General features: G+C 33.4%; 13 protein-coding genes and 1 pseudogene. 12 read left to right on the forward strand and 2 right to left on the reverse strand.

What is annotated here, in order from left to right:
- Window positions 1–31 precede the first annotated feature (31 nt).
- The 5 genes from GWR14_RS01000 to GWR14_RS01020 all read left to right on the forward strand — a co-directional run bounded on the left by GWR14_RS01000 (window position 32) and on the right by GWR14_RS01020 (window position 8608).
- Window positions 32–1291, forward strand: a complete 1260-nt coding sequence (locus GWR14_RS01000) for an MFS transporter (RefSeq protein WP_163407087.1) — start codon at window positions 32–34, stop codon at window positions 1289–1291.
- 923 nt (window positions 1292–2214) lie between these two features.
- Window positions 2215–3267, forward strand: coding sequence for a TlpA disulfide reductase family protein (locus tag GWR14_RS01005; RefSeq protein ID WP_163407088.1), 1053 nt, complete (start codon window positions 2215–2217; stop codon window positions 3265–3267).
- 757 nt (window positions 3268–4024) lie between these two features.
- Window positions 4025–4534: an RBBP9/YdeN family alpha/beta hydrolase gene (locus GWR14_RS01010; protein ID WP_223150947.1), complete on the forward strand. Its 510-nt coding sequence runs from the start codon at window positions 4025–4027 to the stop codon at window positions 4532–4534.
- A 670-nt stretch (window positions 4535–5204) separates the two neighbouring features.
- Window positions 5205–6782, forward strand: a complete 1578-nt coding sequence (locus tag GWR14_RS01015; protein WP_163407090.1) for a sialate O-acetylesterase — start codon at window positions 5205–5207, stop codon at window positions 6780–6782.
- Between the two features lie 92 nt (window positions 6783–6874).
- Window positions 6875–8608 (forward strand): alpha-L-fucosidase, encoded by a 1734-nt coding sequence (locus tag GWR14_RS01020; protein WP_163407091.1) that lies wholly within the window; start codon window positions 6875–6877, stop codon window positions 8606–8608.
- Between the two features lie 93 nt (window positions 8609–8701).
- Here the strand turns inward: GWR14_RS01020 and GWR14_RS24140 are convergent.
- Both GWR14_RS24140 and GWR14_RS01025 read right to left on the reverse strand, forming a co-directional pair.
- Window positions 8702–8838: pseudogene (locus tag GWR14_RS24140) on the reverse strand (IS1 family transposase); the annotation flags it as partial.
- A gap of 308 nt (window positions 8839–9146) precedes the next feature.
- Window positions 9147–9740, reverse strand: coding sequence for an RNA polymerase sigma factor (locus GWR14_RS01025; RefSeq protein WP_163407092.1), 594 nt, complete (start codon window positions 9738–9740; stop codon window positions 9147–9149).
- Between the two features lie 160 nt (window positions 9741–9900).
- Between GWR14_RS01025 and GWR14_RS01030 the strand changes: the two genes are divergently transcribed.
- The 7 genes from GWR14_RS01030 (at window position 9901) to GWR14_RS01060 (ending at window position 22891) form a co-directional block, all read left to right on the forward strand.
- Complete coding sequence (locus tag GWR14_RS01030; RefSeq protein WP_163407093.1) at window positions 9901–11073, forward strand: FecR family protein; 1173 nt, start codon at window positions 9901–9903, stop codon at window positions 11071–11073.
- A gap of 262 nt (window positions 11074–11335) precedes the next feature.
- Window positions 11336–14806, forward strand: a complete 3471-nt coding sequence (locus tag GWR14_RS01035; protein ID WP_163407094.1) for a SusC/RagA family TonB-linked outer membrane protein — start codon at window positions 11336–11338, stop codon at window positions 14804–14806.
- Window positions 14807–14826: 20 nt separating this feature from the next.
- On the forward strand, window positions 14827–16275 hold the full coding sequence (locus tag GWR14_RS01040; RefSeq protein WP_163407095.1) for a RagB/SusD family nutrient uptake outer membrane protein: 1449 nt from the start codon (window positions 14827–14829) through the stop codon (window positions 16273–16275).
- Window positions 16276–16638: 363 nt separating this feature from the next.
- Window positions 16639–17829 (forward strand): TlpA family protein disulfide reductase, encoded by a 1191-nt coding sequence (locus tag GWR14_RS01045; protein WP_163407096.1) that lies wholly within the window; start codon window positions 16639–16641, stop codon window positions 17827–17829.
- A 166-nt stretch (window positions 17830–17995) separates the two neighbouring features.
- A complete protein-coding gene (locus GWR14_RS01050) occupies window positions 17996–19393 on the forward strand; it encodes a TlpA family protein disulfide reductase (protein WP_163407097.1) in 1398 nt (465 codons plus the stop codon).
- Between the two features lie 167 nt (window positions 19394–19560).
- Complete coding sequence (locus tag GWR14_RS01055) at window positions 19561–22365, forward strand: M16 family metallopeptidase (RefSeq protein ID WP_163407098.1); 2805 nt, start codon at window positions 19561–19563, stop codon at window positions 22363–22365.
- A gap of 76 nt (window positions 22366–22441) precedes the next feature.
- Window positions 22442–22891, forward strand: a complete 450-nt coding sequence (locus GWR14_RS01060; protein WP_163407099.1) for a protein-disulfide reductase DsbD domain-containing protein — start codon at window positions 22442–22444, stop codon at window positions 22889–22891.
- The last annotated feature ends 19 nt before the right edge of the window (window positions 22892–22910 follow it).

A 22910-nucleotide genomic window follows, 5' to 3' on the forward strand; every position in this document is an offset into this window, starting at 1 on the left:
TCTGTTAATGTAAATAGATACCCTAATAATTATGATTCCCCTTTTAAAAAGATATTTTAAAAATTTTAGTCAGTTTTCTGTTGAAGTAAAAATTTTAGCCATAACTACATTTATTAACAGGTTAGGGGCAATGGTTGTACCATTTCTGTCCAAATACATGTTAGAAGAACTTCACTTTAGTTACAGTCAGATTGGCTGGGTTATGGTTTTCTTCGGAACAGGATCTTTTCTGGGAACATGGATTAGCGGTAAATTATCCGATAAAATAGGGTTTTATAAAGTAATGGTTTTCAGTCTTCTTGCGAGCGGTCTTATCTTTATAGGACTTCAGTTTCTTACTGATTTTTATAGTTTTTGCGCAGGAGTTCTCTTGTTGACAACAGTTGCAGACATGTATCGCCCGGCAATGCTGGTTTCTTTAGATACTTATGCAGGCAAAAAAGAACGAACAAAAGCATTGTCTTTGATTCGTTCTATGGTTAATTTAGGATTTATGTTTGGGCCATTAATAGGCGGGATAATTATAACATTATTTAGTTATAATGTACTATTCTATGTAGACGGATTGACCTGTATGTTGAGTATTCTTTTGTTTGCATTTTTTGTAAAAGAAAGAGTGCTTCCTTATAAGTTAAATAAATTTAAATTTTTAAAAGAGGAAAACTCAATTTTTGAAGATAAGCCATTTTTAATCCATTTGGTTGTAACCTTAATAACAGGAATCTTATTTTTTCAAATGTTCACCACTTTGTCTCTTTATTACAAGGAAGTTTTCAATTTTTCAAGTATCGAAAGCGGATTGTTCTTGGCACTTAATGGGATAATTATTTTACTTTTTGAACTAGCAATCGTGTCTTATGTAGAGTCAAAAAATATTAATAAGCTTTTGATGGTTTCTTACGGGTTATTTTCAATGAGTGTCAGCTATTTGTTCTTGCTCATTGAGCATAGCATTATAGCTTTAATTTTAATGATGATTTTTATGACTATTGGAGTAATGCTTACATTTCCTTTTGCCAATTCTTTTGTGAAAAAGAGATCTTTGAAAAAGCAAGAAGGCAAATTTATGGCTGTTTTTACGATGAGCTATAGTATAGCACACATTCTAAGTACCAAAACAGGAATGGCTATTATTGATACTTACGGTTATAAAATTAACTGGACATTTTTAAGTGGTTTAGGTTTTGTTGGTTTCATTTTGTCGTATCGTTTAGTATTTATAGTAAAGAAAGAAAAAGAAATGATTAAAAGTAAGATTGTACAATCTTTCTTTGCAGCCAATGTAAAATAAATTTTTGCGGTTCTTAACGGAAGAAGTCAGAGAATGTTTCCCAAATTATTTTTTATTAAGTCGATAAGTAATAAGTGCCGGTTGGAAATAAAACATTTTTTTGTTTCAGTCGAGCAATAATTATATTTGAAGTAATTTGAGCGGGAAATTCAAGTAATAATGAGATGTTAAATCATTTTAAAGTGAGATTTCTTTATCAGCATTTAAAGGAGTAAGAAATAAATCAATTTTTAACCTCAGTTGAACAACAATATTTAATATCAAAAAATAACAATAAACCAAAAGAGAAAAAAATCCTATATCTTTAACGGGATTTCGAACCATTGTTTAGCTTCGATTAAATCTCTAATAGCGCCCTTGTATATTTAAACATGTTGAAGTTTAATTATTTTTTAAAAGAACTCGAAAATAAAATTTATCACTGTTAAAGAAAACGAGTTGGTTTTTAGCAAAATTATGTAAAAAATCGAAGATCATTCAAATCAAAATTTGGTAAGGATATTAGAGTTTCCATTTGGCTTTAATGTAATAAAAAAGAAATTTTGTTAGACATTTGATTCGCTAATTTTCCAGACAAATAAAAATATTTAATTTAACTCGTTGATTGTTATTTGATTGAATTTTAAAATTGACTTATTTCTGTTTACTTAATTCTCTTTATTCAAAAGAGAAAATTAATAGAAATTTTGTAATTGTAGAAAAAGGGAAAGTTATTTACTAACACAAATAGGGTTAAGAATTGTCAATTTTGCTGCAATTAGTATTATTAAAAATAATTCTAAATTCTAGTTTATAATATTACTAATTCAAATTACTGTATGGACGTTTATATTACCAAAATGCTTAACAAAAAAACTGTGAAAAAAATAAGTTTTATAAACGTTTTTATTCAAATCATTAGTCTAATTACAAGAAGATTTGCCATGAAAAAGCAAACCTATATTATTATCCTATTTTTTTTTATTAATCTAATTCAGGCACAAAAGAAAAGTCCAGATTATTTTACATTAAAGGGGGTTTTAAAAAACAATTACAAAGGGTATTTATACGTTTCTTATGATGATAAAAATGATAGCTGTTTAGTAGAAAATAATAAATTTTCTTTCAAAGGGAAAATATCAGGCAACATGACAAATGTGTTTTTCTGGTTGAGAGGAAAACCTTGTATAATGAAAAAAGAATTTTTTCTCGAAAATAAAAACGTTAAAATAGACTTAGCTTATTATGAAGAAATCCAAAACAAGGATACGACAGTTTTTTTTCATACAACTTCAATTATGGGTACAAAAACAGCTCTAATACAGGATGATTACGAAAGATTTGCTGCTAGTAATTTATTTGCTAAAGATCGGGATCAAAAGTTATACAGAAAGCTAAACACAATGGCAGCTGAAAACCCAAAAAATTATTATGTGGGTACTTTAATTGAGGAAAAGTGTTGGGATAGCACCTTGGATAAGAATCAATTAAAAAAAATATATAGTAAATTAGATAAAAAAAATCAACGAGAAAGCACTATTTATATTATAGAAAAAAAACTGTATCCTAAAAACGATATAAATGTAAACGATATGGTTTATGATTTTGAATTGCCGGATGAAAATAATATCGTATTTAAAACAGTATCTTTAAAAGGGAAATGGTATCTTATAGATTTTTGGGCAACCTATTGTAGTATCTGTATCGCTACATTTCCTAAATTACAAAAGATTCATGATTTATATAAAGACAGGAATTTTGAAATTTTAGCAGTTTCCGTTGATAAAGATTTGCAACAATGGCAAAAATTCTTGAAAATATATGATCTAAAATGGAAAAATTTGATTGAGAAAAGGGGTATTGACAATAGCGAGGCTGTAAAAAAATATATTTCTTTTACCCCATCAAATTTTTTAATTAGCCCCGAAGGTAAAATAGTTGCAAGAAATATTAGCCCCGAAGATTTAGAAAAATTACTCAAAAAAAAATTAAAATAATCCTAAACAATGACCGAGAATTACAATTACCTTTTCCAGTATTTGGAAAAGGAGGCATCTATATTGTAAAAATGTTTTTTTTCAAATACAATCACATCCCGATTATCCATCTCTGTTGCCTGTTGCCGATACTGTGAGAGAATTAAACCAATTTTCAACTCTCGCTCTCTGAAGAGTTCATTATGAAAAACTGCACAAATGTCTTTGAACTGCATCCAAAAGTCTCTCGACTTTTTGTTTTTTTAGTGCTTAAACAAAAAAAGCTTCAGATTTCTCTGAAGCTTTTTGTCGGTGTAGCGGCAAGTAATCAAATATCTAACCAATTTTTTGAAGATTATTATAATATAATTACATGTAAATCTTAATAAATTTTAATGAAAAATATAATACTTATTCATCCCTTTTTTGATACTTAATAATGGTTTAAAAATGGATAATATTAAAAGTGTGTTTTGGTCAAAAAAGCTGTTTAAACTAATCAAGCATGGCTTTACTTCATTAGAAAGATTTTATTTAAATGTGTTCATTTTCTGTTTCCTTATCTGGAAGCTGGATTACAAGTATTTACTTGTGAAAAATAGATATTGTTAGAAGATTTCTATAAAAAGATGTTTATATAAGAATCAGCTTTTTTACTTATGAATTTCAAAGTAAATCTTAGCCTAATAAATATTTGTAAAATAACTTATTAATATAAAATTGGAGTACCTTACTTAAAAAAATAAAAACAACTATAACAATGATTAATTATTTGATTGTGCCTGGCTTGGGCAATTCTGGACCGCAACATTGGCAGACTTATTTTCTAAAATCGGGAGACAACTTTCATAAAGTTGAACAACAAGAATGGGATGAGCCCGTTTGTGAAGAGTGGATAGCAGCAATTGATGAAAAAGTATTACAATTTGACCTTTCTACAGTTGTAATTATTGGACACAGTTTAGGGTGCTGCACAATAGCACATTGGGCCGTAAAATACAAGAGACAGATTAAAGGTGCACTACTTGTCGCTCCAAGCGATCTTGAAGCTCCTCAGTACACATTTCCTGCGGTAGGTTTTGATCCAATTCCACTTGATAAAATCGATTTTCGTACTATCGTAGTTGCAAGCTCAGATGATATCTGGGTATCTTTAGACAGAGCTCAGTTCTTTGCTGAATACTGGGGAAGTGAATTTATAAATATAGGGAATGCCGGACATATAAATGTTCAATCAGGACATACAAATTGGGATCAAGGTATGGAAATACTGAAAAAGATTATCTAAACTGCTTTTTTCTTTTGTTCAAAAAACAAAGATACTCTTGTTGAGATTTTGGTTCTCAAAAACTAAGTGAGAAAAAGAGAGCAAGCTGCCAAAAAGATAAGGAGGTAGATAATTTAAAACTTTAACTTAAAAAGTTTTTTTATCTATTTGGGTCAAATAAGACTTAATTTACTGTCATTAAGCTATAAGATTTCTTAAAAGTCGTTTTTGAATAATAGTAAATCGTTTTTGAATAACACAAGTAAGTTTCTTATCAAATATATTTGTTTATTATTCAATTTTTACTTTTTATGGTAAAAATTGAATAATAAGTATTTGGACAACTACAATTTTATTCACGTTTTTATCTTTATTTCAAGTAAGCCTCTATGCACAAGATAAGAATCCTATACCAGTGGTGCCAGCTCCATTAGCTGATAATAGTATACTAATGGGAGATTAGGAAATATTTTCTGAGGCGAAGTTAGAGATGCCTATTTTCAAAAGGATCGTTTGAACCCAATTAGAAATCAATAGAGAAAAATTATATGGATGTGGCGAATCCAAAAGTTAAGGAATGAGAAAAACTCATGTGGTACTTAAACAAGTACCTCCGGGAGTTAAAGATGGTGAAAAATGGTTGCCTATGGAACAGATTTACAAATTAGAATAAATTGGATAAGTTTATATTATGAAAAATAAAAGATGGATTTTAGCTGTTTTTGCAATAACTGTTTTTAGCAATCTGATAACTGCACAAATCAGAGTAAACAGCTTGTTTAACGATCATATGGTATTGCAGCGTGATGTAGACATCCCGGTTTGGGGAACGGCATCAGTAAACGAATCGGTAACGGTTTTATTGAATGGTAAATCGGTTGTAGTACAAGCCGACGGCAAGGGTAACTGGATTGCAAAACTTCCCAAACAAAAAGCGGGAGGTCCCTACAAAATGGAAATTTCCGGTAAAAATCGTATGGTGTACAACGATGTGTATGTAGGCGATGTTTGGTTATGTGGCGGACAGTCTAATATGCACATGACCGTTGCTAAAGAAACGCGTTACTGGTGTGGTGTAATTAATGAGGCCGAAGAAGTGACGAATGCTAAATATCCGCTCATTCGATTTTTTGATGTACCGTACACACCTTCGCAAACTGTAAAATTGGATGTGGTTGGTAAATGGGAGGTATGTTCTCCAGAAACTATAGGACATCAATCTGCCGTGGCTTACTTTTTTGCCCGTGAAATTTATAAGAAATATAAAATCCCAGTGGGACTGCTTACTTCGTCTTTTGGTGCCAGTACGGCTGAAACCTGGATTAGTAAGGAAGCATTGGAAGCACAGCCTAATCTGAAACCACTTTTAGATACTTATGCTGCTAAAATAGATAAGTTTGTATCTGATAGTACGGTGACTATGTCCAAATATCGTAATGAATTGGCAAAATTCGAAGGTGACTTAGCCGTTGCACAGGCTGCGGCAGGTGATGTTACTGCTAAAGCCACTAAAGCACCTAAATCTCCCAAAAATCCAGATCCGGCTAGTGATCAGCATAATCCTTATGTATGCTACAACGGAATGATTGCTCCACTTGCACCTTATGCTATCAAAGGAGCGTTGTGGTATCAGGGTGAATCCAACGGTCCTTCGGCCAAACTTTACCGCGAAATCATGGAAACGCTGATAACGGATTGGCGTTCTAAATTTCAGGTGGGCGATTTTCCATTTCTGTATGTACAATTGGCTAATTACGGTAAGCCTATGCAAAAGCCGGTGGAAGATGGTTCGATGATGACTATTCGGGAAGCACAATTACAGAATTTATCTGTAAAAAACACAGGAATGGCAGTCGCTATCGAAAACGCTGGTGATGAACCTAACAACATTCATCCGAAAAACAAACAAGCCATTGGGTATCGTCTGGGTTTAATCGCCCGTGCCAAAGGGTATGGAGAAAAAGTAGCTTATTCTGGTCCGATATATAAAAACTATGTGATAAAAGACAATACGGTTGAATTAAGTTTCGATCATTTGGGTAAAGGCTTGGTAGCTAAAGACAATAAGTTGACTGGGTTTGCTATTTGCGGAGAAGATAAAAAATGGGTAACGGCAAATGCAGAGATTAAAGGTGAAAAAGTGATTGTTTCCAGTACAGAAGTGGCAAAACCTGTTGCGGTTCGATATGCCTGGGGTACTAATCCTCCCGCTAGCCTGTTGAATAAAGATGGTCTTTGGGCACCAAATTTCAGAACGGATAATTGGTAAAGGTAGAGATTAGTTAAGAGTATATATTGATCTTTAACCTATTTCATTAGGTCAAAAAAACATCTACTAAAAATGATTCAAATAATAAATTAATGAGAACTACAATTTTATTCACTTTTTTCTCTTTATTTCAGGTCAGTGTTTATGCACAGGATAAAAATCCTATGCCTGCGGTTGCAGCTCCGTTAGCTGCTAATAGTGTGCCTATGGGAGATTGGGAAACATTTCCTGAGGCAAAATTAGAAATACCTATTGCAAAAGGCCCTTTTGAGCCCACTTGGGAATCAATCGAGAAAAATTACCCTGGCGAACCAGCCTGGCTTCGTGAAGCAAAGTTTGGAATATGGGTTCATTTTGGACCACAAGCTGCCGGAGAGAGTGGAGATTGGTACGCCCGTTATCTTTACAAGTCAGATAAAAGAGCTTATGAAAATCATATTAAAAGATATGGACATCCTTCTGAAGTTGGATATAAAGAAGTTTTACGTGACTGGAATCCTACTAAGCTTGATCCGGAGAAACTTACTAAAATTTATCAGGATGCAGGAGCTCGTTTTCTAATGATTCAGGGAGTACACCACGATAATTACGATTTATGGAACTCAGAATACCAACCCTGGAATTCGGTAAATATTGGTCCTAAAAGAGATTTGATTGGAGAATGGGCAAAAGCCTGTAAGGCAAACGGGATGCGATACGGAGTAACTTTTCACCACGAATACACTTGGTGGTGGTGGCAAACAGCATTTGGAAGCGATGAAGAAGGACCTAAAAAAGGAATTCCCTATGATGGTAATCTGACCCTTGCTGATGGCAAAGGAAAATGGTGGGAAGGCTACGACCCGAAAATGCTTTATGGTATCAATTTAAGAGAATACAAAGGAGTAGTTGAAGCAGCAAATTCCAGATGGTCTCCTCCGCCAGCAGGAATATTCAGCAATCATTTAGGCTATGCTAAATGGTATGCCACAAATTGGGCTTTAAGAATGATGGATGTGGTAAAGCATTATGACCCTGATTTTATTTATACGGATGGTACCGTTGAAGGGCCATTTACCGGAAATGGAACAGGAACCGGTTTTAAAGCCGATGCGATGCAAAGTGTGATTGCCGATTTTTATAACCGTAGTTTAGCACGCCGTGGCGAGGTAAATACGTTTAGTATTGTTAAGTTTCGTAAGAAAACCAATGGGACAGTAAATACCGAAGAACATGGTATTCCTGCAAATATTAAAAAAGACCAGCCCTGGATTGCTGAAACCCCGGTAGGAGACTGGTTTTATGCTCCGGATTTTACTTATGATTCAGGAATGATGATTCGTTATATAATCGAAGCTATAGCACGTGATGGAAATGCTGCAATATGTATTTCTTTATTACCTGATGGCTCAATGAATGAAGAAAGTCAGAAGATGTTAAAAGAAGTAGGAAATTGGATGAGACTGAATGGAGTAGGTGTCTATGGCAGTCATGCATGGGTAATTCCTGCCGAAGGAGAAATGATTGATGGTAAATTAAAAAGATTACCTGGAGGTGCATTGAAGCAAAAACAAGCTGAATTTAAGTTTAATGCTCAGGATATTCGATTTACCGTTGGCAAAAACAATAAGTTATATGCTTTTTGTATGAATGTACCAGAGCCAAATGCTCAAATAAAAATTAAGTCATTGGGTACAGATGAAAAGCATTTTAGCAATAAAGTTAAAACCGTAAAGTTGTTAGGTTATAAAGGAAAATTAAAATGGGAAGAAACAGCTGATGGTTTATCGATAAATTGTCCAAAAAAGATGCCATTTGCTACAGCAGTTGTTTTTGAAATAGAGTAAAAATTAATCGGGTAATTTAAACAAGGATTTCCGGGAGCTAAAGATGATTAAAAATGGATGCCCATTGAGTAGATTTATAAACTACCTTCAACATTTAATTCGGTCAGTAAATATCTTTTTTGCTTCTGATAATTTTAGAGTTTCAAGAACACGGCTCAGCCTTCTATTGATTCTTTTTCAAGATTAAAACTAACAACTGTTTTAGATTTCTTTTCCAGAGACATCTGTAACACCTAGTCTGGTTTGAGCTTATTTTTTTTCGATTTAAGGCATTATAAAATAATAAAACAGCCTTCGGACTGTTTTAATTGTTATAAGATATTAATATAAATCATTGATAATCTGTAGATGTTAATTGCAATAATTAAGCACCAACACATCTGATACATTACCGGCTTTTGTTTGCATATTCAATCGGAGAAGAAATTCCTTTGGGAAACAGTTATGAAAATGATTTTTTTCAAATTTTGAATGACTTAAAGAAAGAGTTTGGTATATAAAGTTTAGGGTTATTTTTTAATTATGAACTTGAAGGTGCTTAGGATTTCTTTGTCTTGAATTTATAATTTTTCGACATATTTAATAGTAAAATTAAAAAAGAAGGATCATCTTCGAACCCTTCCCGAATCTTTTGAAAGGCAATACGCATTTGTGATTCAACTGTTTTGACTGAAATATCCAGTTTTGCAGAAATTTCAGCATACTTTAATCCTTCAATTTTATTGAGCTGCAAGATTTCTTTACAGCGTGGAGGAAGCGAATCTACAATTTTTATAAGTTTTTGAATCCTGCGATCAATCAGCTCGCTGTTATCATCAATAGAATCTCTGAGAGCCTTTTCTTTTAACTCTTCAAAGAAAGTATCATTTCGTTTCGATTTATTATAATGATCAATAAAAGAGTGGTATGAAATTGTATGAAGATAATTTTTAATTGATTTTATAATAGGAAGTTTCTTTCGTTGTGTCCAAATGGTAATAAAAGTCTGCTGGACAATATCTTCTGATAACTCGAAATCGTTAGTATAAGTATTAATATAAGCTACTAAAGATTTGTAATATCGATTAAATAATTCCTCGAAAGCGCCATTGTCATCCTGTTTTATAGCTTCTATTAATAATAAATCAGTCATAGTTAAATCTCTCTGCCTGCAAAAATGCAAAAAAAATGGTTAAAACAAAAAATCAATGTATAAATAACATGGATTTAACCCGTATCAAAAAAAAATGATAATTTTTTAAGGGTTTTTAGTCTTAACATTGTCATATTACTATAACGTTAAATTTTTGGTGATGTTGGAAACTTTGATTTTAAAATATTTGACAAATGAAATTAGTCCATCCGAATTGGAAATACTTCGGAAATGGCTTAAAAAATCTGAAAACAGAGAGGTTTTCGAACATTACATTCAGGATGCCTATCTTTTAAATAGGTCAAATAATAGTATTGATCTTGGTGCAGCGTATGAAAAAGTATGGCAGAAAATTCAACATCAGGAAAAACCCGTTAGAAAGTTATTTAACAAAAAGAAAATCTATGCAATAGCAGCTTCGGTTGTCTTATTAATTAGTTTAGGAACCTTTTTATATAATCAAAAATCGCTCATAAGTAATAAATCGAACAATCAATCTGTAGTGTCCAATACAATAAAAATTGGTACAGACAAAGCGATTTTGACATTGGAAGACGGTTCTGAAGTGGCTTTGGAGAAAGATAAAAATTACAAAAATAAAAATGTGAGCAGTAATGGGCAGGAAATTGTTTATGACCAGAGTGCTGGTACTGAAAAAGAAATTTTGTTCAATTACCTTACTATTCCAAGAGGGGGGCAGTATACGATTAAGCTGGCAGACGGAACGCAGGTCTGGCTGAATTCAGAATCTAAATTAAAATTTCCTGTTGCTTTTTCGGATAAGGTATCTAGAAATGTTGAGTTGATGTATGGTGAAGCGTATTTTGATGTTTCTCCAAGTAGTAAACATAAGGGGACTCATTTTAAAGTATTTCATAATAAACAGGAAATTGAAGTGATTGGTACTGAATTTAATATTAAAGCATATCCTGATGAATCAAATATATATACAACACTAGTCGAAGGTAAAGTAGCACTTTCCTTTGGGGCAAGGAAAGAAAATCTGCTTCCGAACCAGCAGTCTAATCTTGATCTTAATACAAATAAATTTAAAATTTCTAATGTTGATGTTTCCAGATCTGTTGCCTGGAAAGAAGGAGTATTTTATTTTGAAGACGAATCTATTGAAAATATCTTAAAAACAATGTCCAGATGGTACGATTTCGAATATAGATTCAAATCAGAAACATTGAAAAGTAGCCGTTTTACCGGACTTATAAAGAAAAGAAAAAATCTAGAAGATATTCTGAATATTATAAGTAGAACCTCCAATATCAAATATAGTATTAACTCTAAAAACAATGTAAATGAAGTGATTATAAGTAGTAAATAAAAAAACCGGAAAAATGTTGACGCATTTCCCCGGCTAAAGCTTTTAGTTAAAAGTAAATAAATTCTGATACCTATTAACCATAACCAAACCCAGTAAAAGTATGAAAAATAAATTATTTTCATGGAATACTAAAAAGTATTTTTACGTTAAACCAAAATTGTTATTTAATTTGAAACTATCATTTATTTTAACAGTATTTTGCTTCAATGCAAGCATATTTGCGTCTGCGCAGAAAGTTACATTTGAAGCTAGAAATAAAAAAATGGCAGATGTATTAAAAGAAATTACCAGAAAGACAGGGGTTAATTTCTTTTATAATAACACTGTCTTTGATGATGTAAGAATGATTTCTTATAATGCTTCAAATTCAGACGTATTAGATGTTGTTAATCGTTTGATAGGCTCAAATTACAGGGCGGTATTCGTCGATCAAAATGTCATAGCCATTGAGGTAGTTAATGCCCCAAAGACTTTGGAAGCAGTACAGGAAATAAAAATTGAAGGAATCGTTTCTGATGCAAAAGGAAATCCGATTCCAGGAGTTATAGTTTCTGTTAAGGACGATGTTGTAGGTGTAATTACCGATGAGAAAGGACACTATGAATTGCATGTTCGAAAAGGAAATGTTATCATTTTTGCTTTTTTAGGCTATAAAAAACAAGAGATAACAATTAAAGACACCAAAGCAGTAATTAACGTTGTATTGGAAGAAAGCCAAATGGAACTGGAATCTGTAAAAATTGTTAATACTGGGTATCAGACACTTTCAAAGGCAAGGAATGCAGGTGCATTTTCAAAAGCTGATATGAAAATAGTAGATAGCAGGACTTATTCTATGAATATTCTGCAGCGTTTAGACGGGATTGTTGCAGGTCTTACTGTTAATAATAACAGAAATGCTTCTGGAAATCCTTTTTTAGTGCGAGGTTTAACGACAATCGGTACTTTTGATCAGTTTGGTAATGTTACTGGCGGAACCAACAGAAATCCATTATATGTAGTAGACGGAATACCAATAGAAAATGTATCTTCTATTAATCCTCAGGATGTTCAGGATGTCACTGTATTAAAAGATGCAACAGCATCATCTATATGGGGAGCAAGAGCTGCCAACGGAGTAATTGTACTTACTACAAAAAAAGGGAAGAAGGGCAGTAAATTAAGCATAGAATATGATGCATTTAGTAACTTTCAGGGCAGACCCGATCTTGGCTACCAGAAATATTTAAACAGTCCTCAATTTATACAGGCGGCGAAAGAAACCTTTTTTCCTGATGAGTATACATGGGATCAGGCTATTGCTTATAACTATGGAGGAAGTGGAGTACCTCCGCACTTAAGAATTTTGTACGATCAGTCAAGAGGGCTTATTTCTGAAGCCGAAGCAAACAGCAGATTAGCAGGTCTGGAAAGTATAGATAACAGAAGCCAGATTTCTAACTTATTCTACAGAAGCGCTATTTTGTCTAATCATACACTTTCGCTTTCGGGAGGAACTGATAACTATTCTTTTTATACTTCAGCCACTTACACAGATAATCAAAATGCCACACCTGGAGATGAAGACAAATTGTTTAAGTTAAATGCGAGACAGGATTATAAGATAAATAGCTTTATCAGTGCCTATGCAATTACAGATTTTACAAAATCAAAACTCTCGTCAAAAAGAAACCTTGATGTGAATTATGGATTTTTACCTTATCAGCTTTTCCGTGATAAAGATGGCAAGAATATATCAATGTCTTATATGACTAACTTATCGGATGAAGTTCGTACTGATTTTGAATCACGAAGCGGAATAAGCCTTGATTACAATCCTCTGGATGAATTTAACAGGGGATCAACCGACACGGAGGGTTTTATGAGCAGAATCATAGCAGGTATCAATGTTAATATAATTGACGGGCTTAAATTTACAGGTACTTACGGATATATTGTCGGAAATAACAAAACTTCAATGTTTGATTCACAAGATAGTTATACGGTAAGAAAAGAGCTTGTTGAATTTACGGTTGCCGATAATCCGGGTGATACACCTGTTTATTATTTACCAAGTACCGGAGGGCGATATAGTGAAGCAAATGCTACTCAGAAAAACTACACCATCAGAAATCAATTTGAATTTGATAAGGGATGGAATGATGAAAAGCACCATATTAATATTTTATTGGGTCAGGAAGCTCAGGAGAATTCTACACAAAGTACAACCACTTTGGTAAGGGGATACGATCCGCTTCTTCAGACTTATTCTTATGTAAATTATGAGACTCTGGTAAATGACGGTATAGAAAATCCAGTTATGCCAAATTCAGGATCAAGAAGCTTTTTAGGTATCGATCAGCCAAGAGATTTTGTTCAGACAGATATTTTAAGCAGATTTACATCATATTTTTCAAATGCTTCATATACACTCTTTAATAAATATAGTATAAATGGAAGCATAAGAAAAGACCAAAGTAATCTTTTTGCTCTTGACAAGTCTAGTCAGAGTAAACCTGTATGGAGTGTAGGAGGAAAATGGCAGATTTCAGGAGAATCTTTTTTGTATGACTCATCTGTTATATCAAATTTAGCCCTTCGTGCAACTTATGGATTAACAGGAAACGCTCCTTCTCCAGGTACAGCGGCTTCGTATGATATCTTAAGTCCACAGTTAGAATATACATATACAGGAAATGTGATACCATTAACTATTGCTACTCCAGGGAATAAAAAATTGACTTGGGAAAGTACTAAAAATATCAATCTTGGCTTAGATTTCACTCTATTTTCAAATAGGATTGACGGATCTATAGATTTGTACAAGAAAGATACTGAAAATATGATCGGGCAGCTTCCTTTAAACATTTTCACAGGATATGTGTCGGCTATCGGAAATTTTGGTTCTTTGGAGAATAAGGGAATTGAAGTTACCCTTAAAACTTTAAATGTAGAAACAAAAGATTTTTCATGGTCAACTCAGTTTGTAATGGCATATAATAAAAACACCATTACAGAGCTGGAGCAACCAAGTGTGATAAACACAGGAGATCAGAAGGTTGACATGTCTTATATGAAAGGTTATCCTGCATATGCGGTTTTTGCATACAATTATCAGGGATTGGATGCTAGTGGTGACCCGCTGATAAAATTAGCAGACGGTACAATTACCAAGACACCAAATATTACTACTGCAGAAGATATTGTATACAAGGGAACTTTAGCACCTGTATGGAATGGTGGACTTACCAATATATTTACTTATAAAGGATTAACTTTAAGTGGTACAGCAGTATATAATTTAGGGCATGTAATGCGTAAAGATGTGAACAGTTTTTATAATGGGCCGCTTATTCAGGGGAATTTAGGTTTCAGAAGAGCTAATCTTCATTCTGATTTTGCTGATAGATGGAGAAATCCAGGAGACGAACTGTTAACAGATATACCGAGATATGTACCTCAGTCATCAGTAGATGGCGACGACAGGAGTACGAATTATTATACTTTAGGCAGCACTAATGTTTTAGATGCTTCTTATATAAAATTCAGAGATATTACGCTGGCTTACAGTTTTCCAAAATCGATATTAGATAAAGTTAACATCAGTGGTCTTTCTTTTAGAATATCAATGTCGAATGTAATGTTGTGGAAGGCGAATAAAGAGGGAATAGATCCAGAGTTTCAGGCAGATCAGGTAAGGTACCCAAAAACGGGGCAGAATGCTATCGCAGTAGGGCTTCATCTGTCTCTTTAATAATTATAAAAAGAAGTATCATGAAAATTAAGAAACAATATATAAAATCTGTCGTTTTGTTAATGATTGCTGTTATTACAGGCTCATGCGGCGAAGATTATCTTGAAGTAGTACCAAAGGGAAGCTTAATAGCCCAAAAGGTTTCAGATTATGAACGCCTGCTTGATGATCCGGCATTAAATACTTTTTCAAATGGTCTGGTACCAATGGGAGATGAGGTTGCAGCAGTTGAACCTTTTTTCTCAAATGCTGATATACGCAATCAGAGATTATTCAGATGGGATGATGAAATTTATAATGCTGGTCAGACTCCGGAGGAATTAACAAATTTGAATGCTGTTTATACATATAATAAGGTTATAGCAGAGGTAATGAAGGCTACAGATGGCACAGATACCCAGAAAAGAGCGCTGTTGGCTGAAGCAAAAATTGGTCGTGCTATAAGTTATTTTACATTAATTAACTATTATGGAAAACCTTATGACGCTTCCACAGCTGGATCTAATTTAGGTTATCCAATTAATAAGGAATCAGATATTACTTTAACGAATTTCACTAGAAACACGGTAAAAGAAGTTTACGATTTTATACTGTCTGATATTACAGAGGCTATTCCGGATCTTCCGGCAGTATTATCTAAGAGAAACAGAGCTTCAAAAATGGCTGGTGAGGCACTATTGGGCAAAGTTTTGATGTTTAAAGGCGAATTTACTGAAGCATCAAACCATCTGCAGTCGGCAATTGACCTGATGAGCAGCTCGAATCTAACAGTGGAATTATACAATTACAATGATACCTTTTCAGATGAGGGAGCATTTATGCCGATAAATTTCTTTTTTGGGCCTACATATCCAATTGCAAAAGATAATCAAGAAGTTATTTATGACAAATCTAATACCAATATTTGGGCCTTTATACAAAATGAAATTGTTATAAAACCGGAAACAGCGCAATTGTATAAGAGCTCCGATTTAAGACTTAATTTTTTCACCAATACACAGGCATTTGGTTTTGAACCTGTTTACACGAAAGGTATGTTAAGAAGATACGGTCCTTTAGGTAACCAAATTGGAGTTACAATTCCGGATCTAATACTGTTGTCAATCGAAGCAAAAGCAAGGTTAGGAAGTCAGCAGAGCGCAGTAGCTGATCTTGAAAATTTCAGAGCAAACAGAATGCCTGCCGATGACGCTTCGATTCCTGTGGATGTAGCCGCAGATCAGGATAAGCTTGTCAAATATATTTTTGAAGAGCGTATTCGTGAATTTTCTGTATGCGGTTACAGATGGCTCGATATGAGAAGGCTTTTGGTTGATGCCAAATACAGTAACCTTGTAAACTACACTCACGATGTTTATGATGAGCAAGGAAATCTGCTTAGCTCACATCAGCTTAAACCGGAACGTCTGGTGCTAAGATTTGGTCAAAAAGTAAAAGCACAAAATCCGAATTTGATCGAAAATCCATAAGTTTTTATTGAGAACAGCGTGCTGCCGGTTAATGGTTCTGCCAGGCAGCCTGTTCTCAAAATAAACAGTCTTTTTGGAAAAATATTTTTTATAAAGCGATTTCTATCTGGATAATCTATAATCATTTAACAACTTTCTTAACCTAAGGGAGCTGTATTGTTGCACAAGAAATACTGTGTTTTTCTTGCAATGTTAACGATGCTTTGTCTAAACATGCAATGAAAAAAATAGTATTGCTTATTGCCTTTTAATAATGGCATGTAGTGAAAGAAAAGGTGAAGATATATATCCGTAGTTGTGACTTATGTAATAGCTATGGTTCCAGATAATATTAGAATAATGAATTTAATAAATAGCAAAAAAATGAAAAAAATAATTTTTAAAGCACTGATTATAATACTGAGTGCTTCGGCTTTAATAAGCTGTTCAGAAAAGAAAACGGTAGGAAATGAATTTGTTGTGAAGGGAAAATTTACAAAAATTACTAGTCCTATAATAGTTTATTTTACCTATCAGGATGACCAGAATAAGCCGCATAAAGAAGAGTTCATCTCAAAAAATGGGGAATTTGAATTCAAGGGAAGCTCCTTCGGATCAGCTGCCAGTGTTTTTTTTATGCCTTATGTAGAAGGGTATACTAAAGTAGATATTGATTATCTTAATAAAGTAGGGAGTTTACTAAACAAACTGCCTTTTAACACAATGAAAAATTTCTTTTTGGAAGGGGGTACTTACGAAATATCAGGCCATAACAATCTCGATACTGCAAAATTGGAAACAGATAGTAAAAGCCAGGATCTTTTTAATGATTACAGTAAGCAGTATAAAGAATTACAGGAACAGTATTATCAATTAAAGGAGAAAAAGCACGTTGCTGATAGTATTGGTTCACGCGATGCAAAAAGTACAGAATTAGCAGCCCAGTTCAAATTAAAGGAAAAGCAGTTTCTTGATTATCCGTATGAATTTGCAGAAAAGCATTCTGATAGTAAAATTTCTCTTTTGGCTTTAAATGCAGACCTCGTGAATTTTGATGCAGAAAGACTTTCTAAAGCTGTAGACGGATTGTCTAAAGAAGTAAAAGCTGGAAAAATGGCTGTAGAATTAAAAAGCATAGCTGAAAAAACGATGAGAAATGCAATTGGAAAACCAGCTGTCTTATTTTCATTAGAAGATGTAAACGGAGTTAAAAAAGAATTAGCAGCTTACAAAGGAAAGTTTGTTTTGATTGATTTCTGGGCTTCATGGTGCGGCCCTTGCAGAGCAGAAAATCCAAATGTCCTTAAAGTATATAATAAGTTTAAGGATAAAAATTTTGATATCATCTCTGTTTCTATAGACTCAGACAGGAATGCATGGTTAAAAGCAGTAAAAGAAGACAAACTTCCATGGCTTAATGTAATTGACGAGCAGACCGCAGACAAATCTATTGGAAGAGCTTATGGCGTTACGTTTGTGCCAAGTAATTTTTTAATTGATCCGGCTGGTAATATTGTTGCCAAAAATTTAACCGGAGAGGCTCTTAATGATAAGGTTGAAGAAGTAACTAAGTAAGACTTCAGAGAACTGTTATTGTTTCTTTTACCTGCTGTTGTTTATCAAAAAAAACAGCAGGTGAGATAAAAAATATTCAGCCAACATTTTAAAAATTATCAGGTTTGACTTTTCATAGAAAAACTATTTAACCCAAAAACAACACAACTTAAATTTCAACAAAAAGATGAAATGTAAAATTATAAATATAATAAGTGCGGTTTTACTTCTGATAAGCATAACTTCATTTTCGCAAGGCAAAATAACAGTTTCAGGTTCAATAAAAGGATATCAGGGCGAAGATGTTTTTATTGTTAAAGATGCCTATGACGAGCAAGGAAAAGACTTGAATCTAAAGGTGTCTAAAGATGGTGTTTTTAAAACAGAATTTGCTTCAGCTAAATCTTTGTATGATGCCGTTCTTTATATAGATCAGACCTCTTATAAACTTTACTTTAAACCGGGAGGAAAGTATAATGTTACTGTTGATATTACTGATAAGGAAGATGATAGTAATTATGGAGTTTCTGGAAGTAATACCAAGGAAAATCTTTTGATTAAGAACTATGTAAACAAACTGCAGAAGCATTACCTGATTACGGAGAAGCTTCATTCTTTTGAAACATATGCACCATATTCAACTTTTATAAACAGCATAGTAGACCAGTTGAAAAAAGAGCTTTCGGAAACAAAAAATCAAGGCTTTATAGCTAATTATAATACCAAAATTAAACAGGAATGGGTATTTAATAATTTTTTATATGAGTTTACTGCGAAAGAAAAAATTGTTAGAAGTAATGGCGATGTATCAAAGTATGATGGGGATGCGCAATATGATGCATTTTTAAAGTCAGCTGCATGGACTTCTACCGACTCAAAGTTGTTTACGAAAATTGGTCAGAGTTTCATTTTCTTTTTAATGGGGCCATATAAAGACATTGATATGATAGAAATCCTTAAAACGTTAAACAAAGTAGTTCCTCATCAAAGTGCACGCAATGCAATGGCTACAATGATAATGAAGGATTTTTATTCAAGGGGAGGTACTGGCGAAATTGATGCTTCTTTTGATTTTTATAAAAAAATATGCACAGATGCATCTTCAGTTGCAGCAATTGATAAGGAAAGACAGAGAGCTAAAGCGCTTCGTAAAGGAGCTGTTGCAATGGATTTTGAAATGAAAGACAGCAGTGGTAAAGTCTTTAGATTATCTGATTTTAAAGGAAAAGCAGTTTATATCGACGTATGGGCAACCTGGTGCGCACCTTGCATTATAGAAACACCGCACTTTAAGGCATTGGTTGAAAAGTATAAAGGAGATGGCAGAATTGAGTTTATCAGTGTTTCTGTAGATTCTGATAAAAATGCGTGGAATAAAATGATAACCAAGGATTCTCATGACTGGAAACAGCTTATAGTCGATAACAATCTTAAATCTGATTTGTGTGTGAATTACGGTATAGAAATGATACCTCGTTTTCTTCTTTTTGATAAAGAAAGCAGAGTGGTCAATGCAACGGCTCCACATCCTTCTGATTCGGAATCTATAATAGAAGAAATTAATACTATTCTTCAAAAGTCCTAAAAACTTGCAAAATAAAAAATTTCATTATTTACCATTTTGAATTAGTAAGCAACCGTAAATGATGTGAGAGGGTTGTTTATACAACCCTTTAAAAATAAGGATTCACAAGTGATTGTGTCATTATAAAAACAAAAAATAATAATCAAATTGAATCAATCAATCGAAAAATGAAAAGAGTTATATTATATCTGTTTATCGGCGTCTCTACTTTGACGTTAAAGGCTCAAAAAAATAATCTAAACGAGCCCTTGCCCGTAGATAAGAGCATCATAAAAGGTGTTCTAGGCAACGGTATGACTTATTATATTAAGAAAACAGCTGTAACAAAAGGAGTAGCAAGTTATTATATTATTCAAAATGTAGGATCAATTCTGGAGAATGATAATCAGAAAGGATTGGCGCATTTTTTAGAACATATGGCTTTTAACGGAACCAAAAATTTTGAAGGAAAGGGGATTTTAAATACCATGCAAAAACATGGTTTGTCTTTTGGCCGTGATATTAATGCATACACTAGTTTTGATGAGACCGTATATAATATTAACAATATCCCAAGTACAAATGAGATGATTGACAAGGGATTGCTAGTCCTGCATGATTGGTCGCATTATCTTTTACTGACTGACAAGGAAATTGATGCCGAAAGAGGCGTGATAAAAGAGGAATGGAGTACGCGTCAAAATGGAAATATGCGTATTCTTGAACAGACTATTGGTACTTTATATAATAATTCAAAGTACGCTTACAGGTTACCAATTGGCTCTATGGATATTGTAGAGAATTTTAAATATAATGCCATCCGTGATTTTTATCATGACTGGTATAGGGCTGATTTGCAGGCGATAGCTATTATTGGCGATATTGATCCGTCTGTAATAGAAAATAAAATTAAATCTTTGTTTTCCGGTATACCTGCGGTCAAGAATCCAAAAAAGCGTGAGCTAGTTGAAATCGCTGACAACAATGAACTTTTGTATGGTTTGGGTATGGATGCTGAAATTACAACTTCTTCAATTTCATTCGGCATTAGACATCACAGAAATTTAGAAAATCAAACCACAGCCACATTAAAACAAGATCTTATTAATGTTATGGCAATGAACATGCTGTACAAAAGATTGAGTGAAAAAGCTCAGGATAAGACGGCTCCATTTTTAGATGCCAGTGTGGATTATAATATAGACGCCAGAACTACGAAAAATTTTAATGTTTACATCCAGCCGAAGCAGAACCAGCAGAAAGAAGCGTTTAAATCAGTTATGACTGAAGTTTATAAAGCTGTGAAATTCGGTTTTACTGATTCTGAAATCAGCCGTACTGTAGCTGAGTTTGAAAACTCATACCAGAACAAAATAATTTCAAAAGAGGATTTAACGCATGAAGAAATTGAAAGCGTTATTCAGATGAATTACCTTTTTAATGAAACGATGACAGATATTGAGCAAGAGTATGATCTTGTAAAGTCAATTTTAAGTACGTTAAGCAGTACCGAAATCCAGGATGGTCTTAAAAAGTTATTTACAACTAAAAATAGATTTGTTGTCGTTAACGGTGTAAAAGGCGAAAATAATTTAACGAAAGAAGAAGCATCAGGAATTCTTTCTGATATAGAGAATGATAAAAATCTTCAGCCTTATAAAGATGCGTTTGAAGGAAAAAGCCTGATAGGAGATATTGTTATCAAGGAAGGAGCTATCGTTGCAGAAAAACAAAATAGAGAATTAGGTGCTACGGAATTTACTTTGAGTAATGGCATAAAAGTGTATTACAAATATGCCAATAAGAATAAAAATGATGTGCAGCTTAAGGCAGTAAGTTACGGAGGAAACTCATTACTTGCTGATGAAGATCTACCTTCATCTTCTGCATTGGGAGCTGTTATGCAATATTCCGGTTTAGGTGATTATTCAGCTGCGAATCTTCAAAAAGTAATGGCCGGAAAAACAGCGCAGGTTTCAGCAAATATCGGTGCATTAACAGAGAATGTAAATGGATCTGCTGTGACAAAAGATGTAGAAACAATGCTTCAGATGGTATATCTGCAGTTTACCAAACCGCGATTCGACCAGGATGCTTACAATGTTGTTATGGAAAATTTCAACAACAGGGTCTTAAGCAGAAGTGAAGACATACAGGAAAAAATGGAAGACAGTACAGTTGTGGCTTTATACGGACTTAACAATCCGAAAAAACGTCTTTTTAACAAGGAATATGTTGAGGCTATAACATTTGATAAAATAAAATCTGTCTATAATGCCCGCTTTGGAAATGCTGCCGATTTTGAATTTTTTCTTGTAGGAGATATCGACAAAGAAAAACTAAAACAGTTGTTAGAAAAATATATTGCAGGAATAAATACAACATCAACAAGAGAACAATGGAAAGATAATTCTGTGAACTGGCTTAAAGCAAATACTGATAAAACGATGTATTTGAAAATGTCAGATCCAAAATCTTCGGTTAGTATCTGTTTTAAAAAGGAGTTTACCTATAACTTAAAAAATCAGATGTTGGCGCGCATTTTAGCAGATATGCTGCAACTAAGATATGATGAAACCCTAAGAGAAGAAGAAGGTGGTACCTACGGAGCGAGTACTTATGGAGGCGTTGTAAAGAGACCAGTTCAGGAAGCTGTTTTATTTGTGAAGTTTGATTGTAATCCGGAAAAAACAGATAAACTGATATCGATTGTACACAAAGAAATCAATAAAATGGCTGCAGGTGATATTGATCAAAAAGATCTGGATAAAATACTGACCAATTATTTGAAAGACAGAAAGCAGCAAAAAGATGTAAATGCATACGATCTCGAACTGTTGACTAATTTTTACAGAGAAGGTTACAATATGGATAAGGCTGAAAATTTTGAAAATATAGTGAAGTCAGTAACTAAGAAAGACATTGCCGATTTTACTTCGAAATTATTAAAGAAAGCGAAGTCATATCAAATAGTATTCAAACCACAATTATAAACAAACAAGTTAATATAACCCGTTGGGTGAAATTTTAAAATAATTACACCCAACAGGTTTAATACAAAATATTCTCATGAAAAAAATATTTCTATTTCTATTGTTGGCAATAAGTGCCAATGTTTTTTCGCAGATAATGAATCCCGTAAAATGGACAACGGCAGTAAAGAAGATATCTGCTTCTGAATATGAATTAATAGCTTCTGCAACAATAAGCGGAAACTGGCATCTTTATTCCCAAAGTGTGCCTAAGGGCGGACCTTCATCAACGAGTTTTGTTTTTGAGCCGAATGCAAATTACCTAAAAAAAGGAAATACCAATGAAGATGCGGGACATACCGTTAACGATCCGGTTTTTAAAATGAAGATTACTTATTTTGAAGGGAAAGCTGTTTTTAAACAACGCATCAAACTTAAAAAACCGAACAGCAAATTCAAAGTAAATGTAGTAGTTGAATATATGACATGCAATGATTCGCAGTGTCTTCCTCCAAAAGAAGTTGATCTGGTATTCGATATTAAATAAATCAAATTGTAATTAGCAG

Source organism: Flavobacterium ajazii (assembly GCF_010614725.1).
GTDB classification, from domain to species: Bacteria; Bacteroidota; Bacteroidia; order Flavobacteriales; family Flavobacteriaceae; genus Flavobacterium; species Flavobacterium ajazii.

Coding starts and splice junctions, on each gene's coding strand:
- GWR14_RS01000 (WP_163407087.1), top strand. CDS start 32: ATGATTCCCCTTTTAAAAAGATATTTTAAAAATTTTAGTCAGTTTTCT.
- GWR14_RS01005 (WP_163407088.1), top strand. CDS start 2,215: ATGAAAAAGCAAACCTATATTATTATCCTATTTTTTTTTATTAATCTA.
- GWR14_RS01015 (WP_163407090.1), top strand. CDS start 5,205: ATGAAAAATAAAAGATGGATTTTAGCTGTTTTTGCAATAACTGTTTTT.
- GWR14_RS01020 (WP_163407091.1), top strand. CDS start 6,875: ATGAGAACTACAATTTTATTCACTTTTTTCTCTTTATTTCAGGTCAGT.
- GWR14_RS01025 (WP_163407092.1), bottom strand. CDS start 9,740: ATGACTGATTTATTATTAATAGAAGCTATAAAACAGGATGACAATGGC.
- GWR14_RS01030 (WP_163407093.1), top strand. CDS start 9,901: ATGTTGGAAACTTTGATTTTAAAATATTTGACAAATGAAATTAGTCCA.
- GWR14_RS01035 (WP_163407094.1), top strand. CDS start 11,336: ATGGCAGATGTATTAAAAGAAATTACCAGAAAGACAGGGGTTAATTTC.
- GWR14_RS01040 (WP_163407095.1), top strand. CDS start 14,827: ATGAAAATTAAGAAACAATATATAAAATCTGTCGTTTTGTTAATGATT.
- GWR14_RS01045 (WP_163407096.1), top strand. CDS start 16,639: ATGAAAAAAATAATTTTTAAAGCACTGATTATAATACTGAGTGCTTCG.
- GWR14_RS01050 (WP_163407097.1), top strand. CDS start 17,996: ATGAAATGTAAAATTATAAATATAATAAGTGCGGTTTTACTTCTGATA.
- GWR14_RS01055 (WP_163407098.1), top strand. CDS start 19,561: ATGAAAAGAGTTATATTATATCTGTTTATCGGCGTCTCTACTTTGACG.
- GWR14_RS01060 (WP_163407099.1), top strand. CDS start 22,442: ATGAAAAAAATATTTCTATTTCTATTGTTGGCAATAAGTGCCAATGTT.